The 14,378-nt window shown below is 60.4% G+C and carries 14 protein-coding genes; 8 read left to right on the top strand and 6 right to left on the bottom strand.

Features of this window, described 5'->3' with window-relative positions; genetic code table 11:
* Positions 1-26 precede the first annotated feature (26 nt).
* Positions 27-716, top strand: a complete 690-nt coding sequence (locus J5Y17_RS08205; RefSeq protein WP_370628899.1) for a hypothetical protein — start codon at positions 27-29, stop codon at positions 714-716.
* A 4-nt stretch (positions 717-720) separates the two neighbouring features.
* On the opposite strand, the gene J5Y17_RS08200 is transcribed toward J5Y17_RS08205, so the two are convergent.
* The 3 genes from J5Y17_RS08200 to J5Y17_RS08190 form a co-directional block, all read right to left on the bottom strand.
* Positions 721-2,121 carry a YdiU family protein gene (locus J5Y17_RS08200; RefSeq protein WP_219784748.1) on the bottom strand — a complete coding sequence of 467 codons (1,401 nt, stop codon included), beginning with the start codon at positions 2,119-2,121 and terminating at the stop codon, positions 721-723.
* Between the two features lie 42 nt (positions 2,122-2,163).
* Complete coding sequence (locus J5Y17_RS08195; RefSeq protein ID WP_219784747.1) at positions 2,164-3,114, bottom strand: nucleoside hydrolase; 951 nt, start codon at positions 3,112-3,114, stop codon at positions 2,164-2,166.
* Between the two features lie 91 nt (positions 3,115-3,205).
* Positions 3,206-3,706, bottom strand: a complete 501-nt coding sequence (locus J5Y17_RS08190) for a hypothetical protein (RefSeq protein ID WP_219784746.1) — start codon at positions 3,704-3,706, stop codon at positions 3,206-3,208.
* A 166-nt stretch (positions 3,707-3,872) separates the two neighbouring features.
* On the opposite strand from J5Y17_RS08190, the gene J5Y17_RS08185 reads away from it, so the two are divergent.
* The gene (locus J5Y17_RS08185) at positions 3,873-4,283 is read left to right on the top strand and encodes a SufE family protein (protein ID WP_219784745.1); all 411 of its coding nucleotides are present in this window, start codon (positions 3,873-3,875) and stop codon (positions 4,281-4,283) included.
* A 59-nt stretch (positions 4,284-4,342) separates the two neighbouring features.
* Positions 4,343-5,467: a PA0069 family radical SAM protein gene (locus J5Y17_RS08180; RefSeq protein ID WP_219784744.1), complete on the top strand. Its 1,125-nt coding sequence runs from the start codon at positions 4,343-4,345 to the stop codon at positions 5,465-5,467.
* Here the strand turns inward: J5Y17_RS08180 and bmt are convergent.
* The 3 genes from bmt to J5Y17_RS08165 all read right to left on the bottom strand — a co-directional run bounded on the left by bmt (position 5,464) and on the right by J5Y17_RS08165 (position 9,258).
* Positions 5,464-6,456: a betaine--homocysteine S-methyltransferase gene (bmt, locus tag J5Y17_RS08175; RefSeq protein WP_219784743.1), complete on the bottom strand. Its 993-nt coding sequence runs from the start codon at positions 6,454-6,456 to the stop codon at positions 5,464-5,466. The genes J5Y17_RS08180 and bmt overlap by 4 nt on opposite strands.
* A gap of 90 nt (positions 6,457-6,546) precedes the next feature.
* Positions 6,547-8,610 (bottom strand): phosphatidylglycerol lysyltransferase domain-containing protein, encoded by a 2,064-nt coding sequence (locus tag J5Y17_RS08170; protein ID WP_219784742.1) that lies wholly within the window; start codon positions 8,608-8,610, stop codon positions 6,547-6,549.
* A gap of 336 nt (positions 8,611-8,946) precedes the next feature.
* Entirely contained in the window at positions 8,947-9,258 is a 312-nt protein-coding gene (locus tag J5Y17_RS08165; protein ID WP_219784741.1) for a DUF1476 domain-containing protein, read from the bottom strand.
* 247 nt (positions 9,259-9,505) lie between these two features.
* Between J5Y17_RS08165 and purC the strand changes: the two genes are divergently transcribed.
* From purC to J5Y17_RS08140, 5 genes are all read left to right on the top strand, one after another.
* Positions 9,506-10,267 carry a phosphoribosylaminoimidazolesuccinocarboxamide synthase gene (purC, locus tag J5Y17_RS08160; RefSeq protein ID WP_219784740.1) on the top strand — a complete coding sequence of 254 codons (762 nt, stop codon included), beginning with the start codon at positions 9,506-9,508 and terminating at the stop codon, positions 10,265-10,267.
* A 33-nt stretch (positions 10,268-10,300) separates the two neighbouring features.
* Entirely contained in the window at positions 10,301-10,531 is a 231-nt protein-coding gene (gene purS / locus J5Y17_RS08155) for a phosphoribosylformylglycinamidine synthase subunit PurS (protein WP_219784739.1), read from the top strand.
* Positions 10,532-10,668: 137 nt separating this feature from the next.
* Positions 10,669-11,634: a homocysteine S-methyltransferase family protein gene (locus tag J5Y17_RS08150; RefSeq protein WP_219784738.1), complete on the top strand. Its 966-nt coding sequence runs from the start codon at positions 10,669-10,671 to the stop codon at positions 11,632-11,634.
* Positions 11,635-11,761: 127 nt separating this feature from the next.
* On the top strand, positions 11,762-12,430 hold the full coding sequence (gene purQ / locus J5Y17_RS08145; protein WP_219784737.1) for a phosphoribosylformylglycinamidine synthase subunit PurQ: 669 nt from the start codon (positions 11,762-11,764) through the stop codon (positions 12,428-12,430).
* A gap of 161 nt (positions 12,431-12,591) precedes the next feature.
* A complete protein-coding gene (locus J5Y17_RS08140; protein ID WP_219784736.1) occupies positions 12,592-14,319 on the top strand; it encodes an ATP-binding protein in 1,728 nt (575 codons plus the stop codon).
* The last annotated feature ends 59 nt before the right edge of the window (positions 14,320-14,378 follow it).

The following is a 14,378-nucleotide window of genomic DNA, read 5'->3' as shown; positions in this document are numbered from 1 at the left end:
AGGCATTCAGGACAAGGATTTCACCCGTGACGCACCAAAAGAGGCCCCTCAAAGAGCGCTTGCAAGATCTGATGGCCAAGGCCCGCAGCCAGCCTTTGGTGATGCGCCTCGTTTGGGTTGCGCTTTTGGCGGAATTCGTCGCGGGTCTCGTGGCAGCGCGCTACACCTCGTCTTTCATCGCGCTGGGCACATTCGGGCTGACGCTCATGCCGATGATCTTCGCGCGCCGCTTTCACATCTACATCCCTCGCTCTTTCATGGCGGGGATCGTGCTTTTCATCTTCGCGACGCTGTTTTTGGGCGAGGTGGGCGATTTCTACAATCGCTACTGGTGGTGGGACATCGTGCTGCATGGCGGCTCGGCGCTGGGCTTTGGCCTTGTGGGGTTCATTGCGATTTTTATGCTGTTCCAAGGCGACCGCTACGCCGCTCCCCCATGGGCGATGGGGCTCTTCGCCTTTTGTTTCGCCATGTCCATCGGCGCGATCTGGGAGATTTTCGAGTATACGATGGATCAGGCGTTTGGCACGAATATGCAGAAATCCGGCCTTCAGGACACGATGTGGGACCTGATCGTCGATGCAGGCGGCGGCCTTGTGGGGGCTGTGTCAGGCGCGATCTATGTGGCTTTCGACCGCGACACGCCTTTCGCCAGCCTGATCCGGGATTTCATCACCCGCAACAAGCGGTTGTTCGGGAAATATCGCTCGAAGTGAGAGATCAAGTTCCGCAGAACGTCTTGTGCACCATCTGATCTTCGGTCGGCGGATGCGTCAAATCCTGATCGTCTTCCGCCAAATCGAAAGGATTGCTCAGCACCCGCGCCAGACGCTCCGCCTTGCGATCGTCGCCCTCAAGAGCGGCTTGAATGGCCTCTTCGATCCGGTGATTGCGCGGGATGACGGTGGGGCTTGCCTTGGCGATGATCTCTTGCCAAGCCTCAGAACGCCGTGCCTCCCAACGCGGGGTCCAGGCATCAAACGCCTCCCGGTCCAACATCCAATCCCGCGCAGAGCCGTCTAGCAAGCCTCTGAACGTATTCGTGAAATCCGCGCCATCCTTGGCCATCAGGCCCAAGAGGTCCTGAATGAGCGGCAAATCCGCCTCATTCGGATCGGCAATCCCAAGTTTTGCGCCAAACACCGCGCGCCATTCCGCCTGATAGGCCTCCGGAAAAGCATTCAGCACCTCGGTCAGCGCATCAATCGCCTTGTGCTGCCCGCCCAGCTCTTCCTCCATTTGCGGCACGAAACACGACCCCAATTGCGCCAAATTCCAATGCGCAATCGAGGGCTGTTGCTCATAGGCATAGCGCCCGAACTGGTCGATGGAGCTATAGACCGCCTTAGGCGAATAGCCGTCGATAAAGGCGCACGGGCCGTAGTCAATCGTCTCGCCCGACACTGCCATATTGTCCGTGTTCATCACACCGTGGACAAAGCCAAGCCCCATCCATTTGGCGATCAATCGCGCCTGCGCTTTGACGATTTCGGCGTAAAGCTCCAGCGTATCTTTGGCCTGCGGGTAATGCCGCGCGCGGACATGGTCGGTCAAAATTTTGACAGAGGCCTCGTCGCCGCGTGCGGTGAAATACTGAAAGGTGCCAACTCGGATGTGGCTGGACGCAATGCGCACCAAAAGCCCGCCGGGGTAGGCGCGCTCACGTTGCACCCTTGCACCAGTGCGCAGAGCCGCTAAAGCCCGTGTCGTCGGCACACCCGCCGCATGCATGAATTCACTGACGATATATTCACGCAGCACCGGCCCGATCCACGCCCGTCCATCGCCATTGCGCGAATAGGGCGTGCGCCCCGCGCCTTTGAGGTGGATGTCAAAGCGGCCATCCTCTGTGAGCACTTCCCCCAAAAGCACCGCCCGCCCATCGCCCAGTTGCGGCGACCAGCCGCCGAACTGATGCCCGGCATAGACCTGCGCAATCGGATCGGCGCCCTCGGGGATGACATTGCCCGCAAGCATCGGCGCATCCCAATCGGACACGCCCAAAGCCTCCGCCAAAGGCGCATTCCACAGCATCACCTCGGGCGCGGGCGAAAGCTCCGGCGCGATCCTCGTGTGAAACTCTTTCGGCAGGCGGGCATAGGAATTGTCGAACTGGGTCATGCGCCTAACCTAGTGCGTCTTCTTCTTGGCGCAAATACTCATTCATCCCAGACGTCGCACGCGCTCCGTCAATAGATCAAAGAACCCATCCGCATCCGCATCCCCCATGAACATCGCATTCTTCGGGCGATCCGTGACGCCCCACCAATCGGCAACGGTCATGCCGCGGGTCAGTTTCGACTGGGTTTCAATCTCGACATTGATGAAGCGCCCGGAGAACAGCCCCGGTTTGATCAGATAGGCGATCACCGTCGGGTCGTGCAGCGGGCCACCCTTAGAGCCGTATTTCTCGATGTCGAAGCGCTCAAAAAAGTCGAGCCAACCCGCGACCACCTCGCCAAGGTGATTGCCAAACTCCTTGAACGCCTGCAAACGCGGTGCGGTGACCAGCACCTTGTGGGTGGCATCCAGCGGCATCACCGTCAGCTTTACGCCGGATTTGAACACAATATCGGCGGCTTCCGGATCGACGTAGATGTTGAACTCGGCGGCGGGGGTGATGTTGCCAACCTCAAAATAGGCGCCGCCCATCAGGACGATTTCCTGCACGCGCTCGACAATATCCGGGGCTTTTTCAAAAGCCGTCGCGATGTTCGTCAAAGGCCCCATCGGACAAAGCGTCACCGTGCCGGGGGCCTCGCGGCGTAGCGTCTCGATGATGAAATCCACGCCGTGCTGCTTTTGCAAAGGCATCGTCGGTGTCGGCAATTCGATCCCGTCGAGGCCGGTTTTGCCGTGCACGTGTTCGGCGGTCACCAGCGTGTGTGCCATCGGCCTGTCACAGCCCGCGAAAACCAACACATCGGGTCGCCCGGCCACTTCGCAAATTTTTCGCGCGTTCTCGGAAGTGCGCTCGATCGGCACATTGCCCGCGACAGCGACGATGCCCAAAAGGTCGATCTCCTCGGGCGAGCCAAGCGCCAGAAGGATCGCCATGGCGTCATCCTGTCCAGGATCCGTGTCGATGATGATTTTGCGCGGGAAATCCGACATATGCGTGCCTTTAACTGGTTGGTCAAAGACGCAGCATGCTCCGCGTTGGTCGGGATGTAAAGCCGCTCAGGGACACGACTTTGCGACGCAGTTAGCGCCGGACCTGACGTGCCCCATCCGCGCCGCGCACGATTACAGTGCGAATGCCTGCGATGTCTGCATTCGACAGCGACTTCGCGGCCGTGATCTGACGCTGTGCGGCCGTGCCCGCAGGGGCGCTTTGCGACGGCGCGCGCAGACGGAAATCGAACACCAATGTGTCGGCGCTCTCGGACGGCACGGCGACCAGTTCGGCGTCATAATAGCCGGAAGAGGGCAGGGCGGCGGTCGCGGTCACAATCGCGCCGGAGGCGGATTTGACCATCTGCATCTCAATGATCTGAGGCGCCAGCGGGCGGGTGTCGACAAAGACCGGGTAGCCTTTGCGGGGGGCGAGAGTTTTGAGCACAGTGACGTTCTGACCATTCTGATCGACCGCAACGGATTCAGATTTGCCGAACCAGTTGAGCGGATTGAATCGCGACTCTTTCACTGTGGCGCACCCCGCCATGAGTGACAGAACCAGCCCCGAAATGATCACCTGACGCCGCATCGGCTTCTCCCTTACACCTTCGTGATGAAAGGGCTACCCGAAAAGCCCCCTATTGAAAAGCCCGCGTTGCAGCGCCCCGGCTCAAAACGCAGGACAAAGGCGGCGGACTGGACCTTTGCCGGGCAACGGCTTATGTGAATTTGGCAGCAAAACCGAGGGTCCGATCATGGCGCAAGAGAAGTTCGAAGAGATTGTCGAAACCTTTGAGTTTCTGGACGATTGGGAGGACCGCTATCGTCATGTGATTGAAATGGGCAAGGCCTTTCCACCATTGGATGACGCCTTCAAAGTCCCCGCGACCAAGGTCGAGGGCTGCGCCTCGCAGGTCTGGCTGGTGCCGACGATCGAGGGCGGTAAATTCGAGTTCCAAGGCGCCTCGGACGCGATGATCGTGCAAGGCCTGATTGCCATTTTGCATGAATTGTTTGCCGGATTGACTGTCTCCGAGGTGCTGACCACCGATGCGCCCGCCGAGCTCGCGCGACTGGGCCTCGACGAACACCTGTCGTCGCAGCGTTCCAACGGTCTGCGCGCCATGGTTGAGCGCATCATAGAGACCGCGCAAAAAGCGTCCTGAGGACGGTAGGGCCAAGTTCTCTACTTGGCAAATGTTCTCTTTTTGTTCATGCTTGAGGCATGAGCCACGAATCCAGAATCTCCACCGTTTGTTCGAGTGATTTTTTCGACGAGACCCTGCCTTTGGGGCTGGTGCCCAAGGCCCGTGGCAGCACGTCCAATGCCGCCGGGAGGTTCGAGCGTCTCGCTCGCGAAACCTTCATCGACGGTTGGGATGCGGAGTTGGAGCAAAGCGTGATGCGCACCACCACTGTGGACGAACGCCCGCGCAAGATCATCACCCGCAACGACAGTCCAGACATTCCCTTCGACCGTTCGATCAACCCCTATCGCGGCTGCGAACACGGCTGTTCTTACTGTTTTGCCCGCCCGAGCCATGCCTATCTCGGTCTGTCGCCGGGATTGGATTTCGAAACCCGGCTGACGCGCAAACTCGGCGCGGCGCAGGTTTTGCGGCGTGAACTTGCGGCCAAAAGCTATGAGGTCGCGCCGATTGCCTTGGGCACCAACACCGATCCCTATCAACCCATCGAGGCGCGTGACCGCATCATGCGCAGCATTCTCGAGGTGCTCGCGGAGCACAATCACCCGGTGACCATCGTCACCAAAGGCACGCTGATCGAGCGCGACATCGATATTTTGGCGCCGATGGCCGCGAAAGGCCTGGTGCATGTCGGCGTGTCGGTGACCACGCTGGGCTCGCGCCTGTCACGTCAGTTGGAACCTCGAGCGCCGGTGCCTGCTCGGCGGCTGAAAACCATACGTGCGCTCGCGGAGGCGGGCATTCCGGTCCGCGTCATGGTCGCGCCGGTCATTCCCGCGCTCACCGATCATGAGTTGGAGGCCATTCTGACTGCGGCGGCCACCCACGGGGCCAAAGCGGCGGCCTATATTATGCTGCGCTTGCCTCTGGAGGTCGCGCCTCTGTTCGAGGAATGGCTTGAAACCCATGTGCCGGATCGCGCCGCGCGGGTGATGAACCGGGTGCGCGAGTTGCGTGGCGGCAAGGCCAACGACAGCAGCTTCGGCACGCGGATGCAGGGCGAGGGCGAATGGGCGGAACTGATGTTGAAACGCTTCGAGATCGCGTTGAACCGCACGGGGCTCACGCGCGAGGGGACGCCTCTGCGCTGCGACCTGTTCTCCGTGCCGCCGAAACCCGGCGATCAACTGAGCCTGTTTTAAAACGCGTCCTCGGCACTGTCCGCTTTGGCCGAAAACGGCCCAAGGCGTGCCACCACCTGTTCAAGCGTTGGACGGGGGCCTTTGGGGGTGCTCTCCAAGGCTTGTTTCATGGCTTTGAGATGTGCGGGCGAGGTGCCACAGCATCCGCCAATGATCTGTGCGCCCGCATCACGCGCCAGTAGAGCGTAATCGGCCATCGTCTCTCGCGTAACATCGTAGCGCAGTTTGTCCTCGATAACACGCGGCAGACCGGCGTTGGCCTTGGCCACGATGGGGCATTCGGGCGCGCGGGCGGTCAGGTCCAGAACGCTGCGCACCACAGCGGAGGGCCCCGCACCGCAGTTCGCGCCGTAGGCCAGAGGCGGCGGCGCCATATTTTCCACCAGCGCTGAGAGCTGCGCCGGGGTGACGCCCATCATCGTCGCGCCGCCCGTGTCGAAACTCATCGTCCCGACCCATGCGAGCCCCGCCTCGCTGGCGCCTTTTGCGGCGGCGGTCAATTCCTCGAGCGAAGACATGGTTTCGATCCAGGCTATGTTGACGCCGCCGGCTTTCAGCGCTTGCGCCTGATCAAAAAACATCTCTACGGCAGCCTCGTGGGAGAGTGTGCCCATCGGGGCCAAAATCTCTCCGGTCGGTCCCATAGTGCCCGCAACGACCACCGGGTGTGTGGTTGCGTCGGCGGCTTGGCGGGCCAAGGCGGCTGCGGTTTTGTTGATTTCAAAGACCTGACCTTTGGCGCCAATGGGTTTCAGCCGCGCCGAGGTGCCACCAGAGCTATTGGTCAGCAGAATGTCTGCCCCTGCGGCGATCGAGTCTTTGTGCACCGTCAGGACGCACTCCGGTCTGTCTAAATTCCACATCTCCGGCGCCATGCCTCGCACCAGCCCCATGTCGTAGAGAGACGTCGCCATCGCGCCATCGGCCAAGAGCCAGTCGCGGGAGGCCAGAAGGCGGCTCAACACGGTGTCGGTATGCGTAGCGGGCATGTGGTCTCCGGAAAATGCAATGTCGGATGTCCTAAAGCCTTTCTCGGCTGGAGGCAAAGTGTCTCCGCGAAAACTGGCGCTGCAACGGTCTCATTTGCGGCGGCGCCCCAGAAGCTTGGAGAAACGCAAGGTCGGGTGAGTGGCGGAGCGGGCGGCTTTCATCGGGTTTGCGGTCACTTTCGGCGGCGGCGCGGTCACGCGGCGCAGGATGTCGATGCCAGCGACAGTGAGTGCCAGTCGCGTGGGTGCAGCCAGATAAAGCGTTTCCCAATGTGGGGCGAAGGCCAATTTGAACCGGCGCAACCCAGCTGCACCGGAGCGGGTCAGGAATTTTTGCCGCAGCCAGCAGGTCAGCGGATCACGATCTTCGCCTTGCCATGGCACGGCGGCCAAGGACAGGCGGGGCACGCCTTGTGAACGGGCGACCTCAATGGCTTTGACGATCAAAAGCTGGATCGAGCCATCGGGCGCGGCTTCGCCGGAGCGCATCAGATCAAGTGTCATCTCGCTGCGGCTCTCATGAAAACTGACAAAGGCCACGAGATTGGTGCCTTGCCATCCCAAGAACACCCGCTGACAGGAAATATAATCGCGATCATAGGTGCCCATAGAAAAGCCGCGCTCTTGGCCGCGCATCGCCAGCCATTCGGCGGCCACGCGGTCCATTTGGTCGAGTGGCAGATTGCGCGTGCCTTCGGTGACACGGATGCGTCCCTCTTCGGCCTTGCGCAGGACGCGTCTCAGCTGCCGGGTTTTGGAGCCTTCGAGGTTGAACTCTGCAGGCGCGAGCCAGGCTTCTTCGGCGGTGGGTAGCACTTGCCAGCCTGCACAGCGGGCGGAGGCGGCCATGCGGGCACCGCATTTGTAGATCGCGGGCATCCGGTAACGGCGTGAGGCGGCACGGGAAAGGGCGGTGCGGGTTTGGCCGGGACACTGCGGAGAAATCGGATCAGAGAGCATCACCAGCGATTGCCCAATCGGCGAGGCCAACCCAAGGGGCGTGCCGTCGGCTGCGGATAAAAGAGAGAAATCACGAGTGCGCAAGAGTCCGGCTTCGGCGCGCGGAGCTGCGAAAATCTGCGCTTCGAGTTGCGGCGGCAGGTAAGGCGAGGGGGAGGTTTTCACCAGATGCGGCTCGCGCGCCAGATTGCAGCGACGCGGCCCCCGCAAAACGAACAGCGCCGAAATTGCGGCGGGCACCCCGTAGTAGATCAAGCGAAAGGCGACCACGGCACCCAGAAGTGGCTCAAGCGGGATCGCAGGCAGCAGGGACGCCAATGTGGCCTCAAACGGACCAACACCGCCGGGGGTCGAACTGATCAGACCGGCGCCGAGAGAAAAGAGATAGGCCGACACGGTATGGCCGAGAGGCAGCAATAGGTGATCGGGCAAAAGCACATAGAGCGCGAGGCCCGCGCAGATCGTGTCGATGGCGGCGAGGCCAACGACGGTGACCATGGTCTTGATCGAGGGCCAGGGCAGGCGGACCAAGGCACGCGGCGGGTAGATCGAGAGCGCGGCCAGCGTGAGGAAAAGCGCGATGGCGCCGATTGCCAGTGTTTCCATCCACGGCACTTCGGGTTGAAACACCACAAGCGCCATGGTGGCCACCACAGCCCAGCCCATGAGGAACGACAGAGCCACGGCGCCGGACAACCGCGCCGCTTGCCACAACGTTAGTTCGGGGAGCATGCGCCAGCGGATGAGTGTGCCGGTCAGCGCGCCGAAGCCGAGCGCCTGCGACAGGCCGATGGCGACGATGCCGGAACTGCGGGCGGAACTGTCGGAAATGCCGGTGCCAAGTTGGGCGTGGAGCACCCGGTCGTATTGGCCGACGGCCCAGAAACTGGCGAGTGTGGCCAGCCCCGCGAGGCCCCATTGACCGGGGGTGACCGTGGCGACGGTGGCAAACACCGCTTTCATGTCGAGATGCGCGACTTTTTCCCACAACAGCCAGGCGAAAAACACCATGACGGCCAGCGGCACCATCTGTTTGCCGAGGAGTTTGGAGAGGCCTTTGCGGTCGCCTTGTCGATCCGTAGGGCGATCCGTGGGGTGATCCAACGGTGCAGGCGTCGCGGCCTCATCCAAAGGCGGGCTCAGGATGGACGATCGTGTGAGGGCGTCCTCGATCTCGATCTGACTGTGTCGCATGAGCGGTCTTCCTTTGTCGACCTTTGGGCCTGTCGGAGCGGCCAAGGCAGCAGCCCGTGGGATACACCTTTCAGGGGCGTGTCTCTATGAGGCACACGTTCCATGAAGCGCTGAGGTGTTTTTGAAAGCCTTAAGCGCATATTCCCAATATTCGATTAAAGCCATCAGACCGTTCCGGATCGGGACGGGGGCGTGGCTTTGACGCGACCTGCGATAGGGGCGTCCTAGCGGATATTGGGAGAGATTTTATGAGAACAAGGCCTGCACGCGGGTTGCAGGCCTCTCAGGGCGTCACGTTGCAGTGACGATATGGCGATGATGCTGTGAAGCGGAGGCTTAGCCTTCTGCCAGCTCGGCTTTGGCTTCACTGAGGAAACCGGTGTAAAGTGTGCGCAACTCCTGCATATCCGCAGTGCCGCCGAGATCCTCGGCGACTTTGGTGAGCACGTCTTCAAAGCCGGCCTCTTTCATATCCGCGCGGATCACTTCTTTGATGTATTCATCGAGGTCTGCCGAAGATTTCCCGAGTTTCTCGGCAGCCCAAACAGCGAGTTTCTTGTTGGCGCGGGATTCGGCGCGAAACTGAGCCGCAGAGTCATGGGCATATTTGCTTTCAAACGCAGCTTCACGTTCGTCGAAAGTGGTCATGGCTGGCTTCTCCTCATTCAACCTTTGGTTCAGATTATGCCCGCCCGACATGGGGGGAGCAAGGAGCTAGATCAATGTTTCGTTGAAATTCTGGGCGAAATTAAAACCCGACACCATGTCGATCTCCGGCGACAATTGTAGATCAGATTTGCAGCCCACCTTGCCCCGACGCCCGCCTTGCCCTAAAGAGCGCATCTGAAGTGGCCGGTCGCATCGATTCCCGGCCCCACTAGCTTTTGGAGGCCCCATGGCGCGCCGCAAGAAAATCTACGAAGGCAAAGCGAAAACGCTCTACGAAGGTCCGGAACCGGGCACTCTGGTGCAGTATTTCAAGGATGACGCCACCGCGTTCAACGCCGAGAAAAAGGCGACGATCGAAGGCAAGGGCGTTCTCAACAACCGCTTGTCCGAGTTTTTCATGACCGGCCTGACGTCTCTGGGCATCCCGAACCACTTCATCAAGCGCCTAAATATGCGCGAGCAGCTGATCCGCCAGTGCGAGATCATCCCGCTCGAAGTCATCGTGCGCAATTATGCCGCCGGCTCCATGGCGAAACGCCTCGGCCTCGAAGAGGGCATGCGCCTGCCGCGCCCGATCATCGAGTTCTCCTACAAGGACGACGCTCTGGGCGATCCGCTGGTGCCCGAGGAATATATCATCGCCTTCGGCTGGGCCTCTCAGCAGGACCTCGACGACATCGTCGCACTTGCGCTGCGCGTCAACGACTATATGTCCGGTGTGATGTATGGCGTGGGCATCAAGCTGATCGACTTCAAAATCGAGATCGGTCGTGTCTGGGATGGCGATTTCATGCGTCTGATCGTGGCCGATGAAATCTCGCCTGACAGCTGCCGCCTGTGGGACATCGAAAGCGGGCAGAAGCTCGACAAGGATGTGTTCCGCCGCGATCTCGGCTCGCTGACCGATGCCTACACCGAAGTGGCGCGTCGTCTGGGTGTTTTGCCGACGAATGGCCCGATCGGCGATAAGCCGACGCTGATCAACTGAACTTTCAAAGACTGCCCGAAAGAGGATAACCCCATGAAAGCCCGCGTTTTTGTTATGCTGAAAAACGGTGTTCTGGACCCCCAAGGCGCCGCCGTGCAACACGCGCTGGGTGCGCTTGGTTTTGACGGCGTGAACGAAGTCCGTCAGGGCAAGGTGATCGAGCTCGATTTGGCCGATGGCACCACCGAAGCGACGATCAACGAAATGTGCGAGAAACTGCTCGCCAACACGGTGATCGAAAGCTACCGGGTGGAATTGCTGTAAGCCTGAGTCTGCTTCGCAACCTTTCGAAAACCGCTCCTTCGGGGGCGGTTTTTTCGTTTTGTGCAAGAGATTTGGGGAAATTTCGAGAAACCTGCCGTCTGTGGTAAACTCTTCGGATCAAAGCGGAGGAGGGGGAGATGGCAAATCTAGGAGTTACTTTTCCACGGCAGGACGGGTTGATCTATCTCGCCGAGGGCGGCGTCGAGACGGAGATCATGTATCGCCACGGGCACAAACTCCGAGAATTCGCGATGTTCGAACTCATGGATAAACCGGAGGCGGTCGAGGATATGCGCGATATGTATCGGCGCTACCTCGATGTGGCGGCACGCTACGGGTTCGGCGCTCTGATGGCGGGGTTCGATTACCGTGCGAGCCCCGATTGGGCCGAAAAACTCGGGTATTCGCCTGAGGGCCTCGTGGAGATGCAGCAGAAGTGTATCGATTTTCTGAGAGATGTGTCTGCGCCTTATCAGGATGATATCCCTGTTATCGCGATAGCAGGCTGTGTCGGGCCGCGCGGCGACGCCTATGAGTTGAACCGCAATATCACGGCCGAGGAGGCTGAAGACTATCACAGCACACAGTTGGCGACGCTCAAGGACTGTGACGTCGATATCGTTTGGGCGGCGACACTCAACAATGTTCCCGAAGCTGTCGGAATTAGTCGCGCTGCGGCAGCGGCGGGCTTGCCGGTGAACATCTCCTTCACGCTCGACAGCACCCACAGACTGAAGTCCGGTCCGACGCTCAAAGCGGCCATTGAGGCGACGGATGCCGAGACAGGAGACGCAAAGCCCGATTCCTACGGGATCAATTGTTCGCATCCCGTGGAATTTGCGCCCGCGCTGGAGGCGGGGGTGTGGAAAGGGCGCTTGCGGTCTTTGCGCCCGAACGCCGCGAAGATGGACAAGATTTCGCTCTGTCAGTTGGGGCATATCGAAGAGGGCGACCCTGAAGAACTTGGCCAGATGATGGGTGATCTGGCGCGCGCCTATCCGTCTGTTGATATTCTCGGCGGGTGCTGCGGCACATGGGACAAGCATTTCGACCGAATTGCACACTATGTCCGCGAGGCGCGACAGGATCTGCAGCCCGCGTAAGGGAGGCCGCTGGAGCGACAAATTCAGTTCGCGCGAGGTTCGGCGTCGGATCACACTTGATCCAAGCGCCACCTCGGCGTATCAGGCCCCAAGTTATCTGCCGCTCATGCTGCCAAGGAGCTCCTCGATGAAAGCCGCCGTTCTGCAATTCCCCGGTTCCAACTGTGACCGCGACATGTATATGGCGCTCAAAAATGCGGGCGCCGATGTCACCATGGTCTGGCACAAAGAGGCCGATCTTCCGGCCGGTGTCGATGTGATCGGTGTTCCGGGCGGCTTTTCCTACGGCGACTACCTGCGTTGTGGGGCAATTGCGGCCAACTCGCCGATCACCAAAGCACTCAAAGCCCACGTCGAACGTGGCGGCTACGCTTTTGGCATCTGCAACGGCTTTCAGGTGCTGACCGAGGCGCGGCTTTTGCCGGGTGCGCTGTTGCGCAACGCCGGTTTGAAATACATCTGCCGCACAGTGGATCTCTCGGTCGAAACCACCGACAGCCCCTATACCTCTGCCTACACGCAGGGCCAGCACATTGGCATTCCGATCGCGCACCATGACGGCAATTTCACCGCCGACGAGGATACGCTCGACATGCTCGAAGGCGAAGGTCGGGTGGCGTTCCGCTATGTCAACAACCCGAACGGCTCCAAGCGCGACATCGCCGGCATCGTCTCGGAAAACCGCCGCGTGCTCGGCATGATGCCGCACCCGGAGCGCGCCGCAGAGCCCGCGCATGGCAATGAAGATGGCAAGCATTTCTTCACCTCGCTGATCGATGCGGTGGTTTCCGCCTGACACCTTTGTTTTCCGGCAAGAATTTGCTCAAAACGCCCCCAATCGGGGGCGTTGCTGCTTTGTGGGCTGATGGCTTCCCCTTGCGGGCGATGCCCACGGGCGCGTAATCTCTAAGTATGAGTGACACCGGGGGAAAATCTGAAGCGGGAAGATCCCGTACCATGGGCTGGACCGGGCGTCTGGCCTTGGTCGGTTTTGTCATGGCCGCAGTGGGTGTGGTCTGGGTGTCGAACCTGTTCCTGACCGAGCGCTACACCACCGTGACCCGCAACCGCGCCGAGGTGCGTCAGGCGCTTTACGCGGGTAACCTGATGAGTGAGTTGCAGCGAAACTCCATCGTGCCGACACTTTTGTCGCGCGACCCGGTGCTGGTTGGCGCGCTCACCTCGAATGATTTTCAGCAGACCTCGCAACACCTGATCACCTATGTCGACGAGATCGGCGCGGCGGGGATCACGTTGTTGGACGAAACCGGCCGGGTGGTCGCGGCCACGGATCGCTCGCTTTTGGGTACGAACAACCGCCAAAGCCCGAATTTTGTCGATGCCCTGCGCTCGAACGACACGATTTTCAAGGCGCTGCAACTCGACAATGGCGCCTATGAATTCACCTATTCGCGCCGGATCGACGTCAACGGGTCACTCGCAGGTGTCATCGTCGTCAAGGTTGACCTCGCCAAGTTCGAGAAAAGCTGGGCGGGCATTTCGGATGCGGTGATCGTGGTTAATTCCGAGGGCAATATCATCCTCTCGACCGAACCGCGCTGGCGCTCGAAATCTGAAAGCGAGGCCTTGGCCACCCGCGATGCGCCCACCGCCATCGAACGCGCGTTTCAGCTGACGACGGATTGGTCGGCAAGCCCGGATGAGACCTATTTGGGTGGCGAGGCGGTGATGCGTCTGGAAAGCCGTATTCCGTTTCGCGGCTGGCGCATGACGTCGTTCACCACCTACGCCTCGGTGCGCGAACGGGTGAACGGCTTTCTGGCGCTTGAGATCATGGGCTTTGCCATTCTTCTCTCCGGCGCTTTCTACATGACCTCGCGTCGTGCCGTGTCGCGTGCGGGTCTGTTCCAACGCGAAAGCGCCGAGCTGCGCCAGTTGAACGCGGCCCTGCAACGCGAGATCGCCGAACGCAAACGCGCAGAGAAGAGCCTTGAAGTCGCGGAGCAGACCTTGGCGCAATCGTCGAAATTGGCGGTGTTGGGCGAGATGTCCGCAGCTGTCAGTCACGAGTTGAACCAACCACTGGCCGCGATGAAAACCTATCTTGCAGGCGCGCGGCTGTTGATCAAACGCAAGCGCTCGGAGGAGGCTTTGGCCTCTTTCGGGCGGATCGACGATCTGATCGAACGCATGGGCGCGATCACCAAACAGTTGAAATCCTACGCCCGCAAAGGCTCGGATCAATTGCAGGAGATCGACCTGCGCGATTGCGTGTCCTCGGCGCTCTCGATGATGGAGCCGCAGTTCCGTCAGGGCGCGGTGGAGATCATCAAAAGCCTGCCGCCCGAACCTGTCATGGTCGACGGCGACCGCGTGCGGTTGGAGCAGGTGCTGGTGAATCTGTTGCGCAACGCTTTTGACGCCAGCAAAGCCTCCGAGGAGCCGCAGATCGAGATCATGGTCACCGGCGGCGTTTTGGGCGGCACTCAAGCAAGTGTGACCGTGCGTGACAACGGTACAGGCATCGAAAACCTCGACGATCTCTTCGAGCCTTTCTACACCACCAAGGCGCCGGGTGACGGGGTCGGGCTGGGCCTTGCGATCTCCTCGGGGATCGTGGCCGAACTGGGCGGGCGTCTGATGGCGCGCAACCGGCCAACGGGCGGCGCGGCCTTTGAGATGGTGCTTCCGCTGTCGCGCGAGGCACAGCACGCGGCGGAATAAACGACAGAATTTTGGGAACCAATCGGCTCTCTGAGACGTTTAGCCCAACGGGCTACAAG

Origin of the sequence: Celeribacter sp. PS-C1 (assembly GCF_019429625.1) — a bacterium.
In the GTDB taxonomy this organism is placed as follows: domain Bacteria; phylum Pseudomonadota; class Alphaproteobacteria; order Rhodobacterales; family Rhodobacteraceae; genus Celeribacter.
Note: the sequence above shows the minus strand (reverse complement) of the source record. Positions and strands in the feature narration are given on the sequence as shown.

Excerpts from the sequence above, each read along its gene's own strand:
- J5Y17_RS08200 (WP_219784748.1), bottom strand. The coding sequence starts at position 2,121 with ATGACCCAGTTCGACAATTCCTATGCCCGCCTGCCGAAAGAGTTTCAC.
- J5Y17_RS08195 (WP_219784747.1), bottom strand. The coding sequence starts at position 3,114 with ATGTCGGATTTCCCGCGCAAAATCATCATCGACACGGATCCTGGACAG.
- J5Y17_RS08190 (WP_219784746.1), bottom strand. The coding sequence starts at position 3,706 with ATGCGGCGTCAGGTGATCATTTCGGGGCTGGTTCTGTCACTCATGGCG.
- J5Y17_RS08185 (WP_219784745.1), top strand. The coding sequence starts at position 3,873 with ATGGCGCAAGAGAAGTTCGAAGAGATTGTCGAAACCTTTGAGTTTCTG.
- J5Y17_RS08180 (WP_219784744.1), top strand. The coding sequence starts at position 4,343 with ATGAGCCACGAATCCAGAATCTCCACCGTTTGTTCGAGTGATTTTTTC.
- bmt (WP_219784743.1), bottom strand. The coding sequence starts at position 6,456 with ATGCCCGCTACGCATACCGACACCGTGTTGAGCCGCCTTCTGGCCTCC.
- J5Y17_RS08170 (WP_219784742.1), bottom strand. The coding sequence starts at position 8,610 with ATGCGACACAGTCAGATCGAGATCGAGGACGCCCTCACACGATCGTCC.
- J5Y17_RS08165 (WP_219784741.1), bottom strand. The coding sequence starts at position 9,258 with ATGACCACTTTCGACGAACGTGAAGCTGCGTTTGAAAGCAAATATGCC.
- purC (WP_219784740.1), top strand. The coding sequence starts at position 9,506 with ATGGCGCGCCGCAAGAAAATCTACGAAGGCAAAGCGAAAACGCTCTAC.
- purS (WP_219784739.1), top strand. The coding sequence starts at position 10,301 with ATGAAAGCCCGCGTTTTTGTTATGCTGAAAAACGGTGTTCTGGACCCC.
- J5Y17_RS08150 (WP_219784738.1), top strand. The coding sequence starts at position 10,669 with ATGGCAAATCTAGGAGTTACTTTTCCACGGCAGGACGGGTTGATCTAT.
- purQ (WP_219784737.1), top strand. The coding sequence starts at position 11,762 with ATGAAAGCCGCCGTTCTGCAATTCCCCGGTTCCAACTGTGACCGCGAC.
- J5Y17_RS08140 (WP_219784736.1), top strand. The coding sequence starts at position 12,592 with ATGGGCTGGACCGGGCGTCTGGCCTTGGTCGGTTTTGTCATGGCCGCA.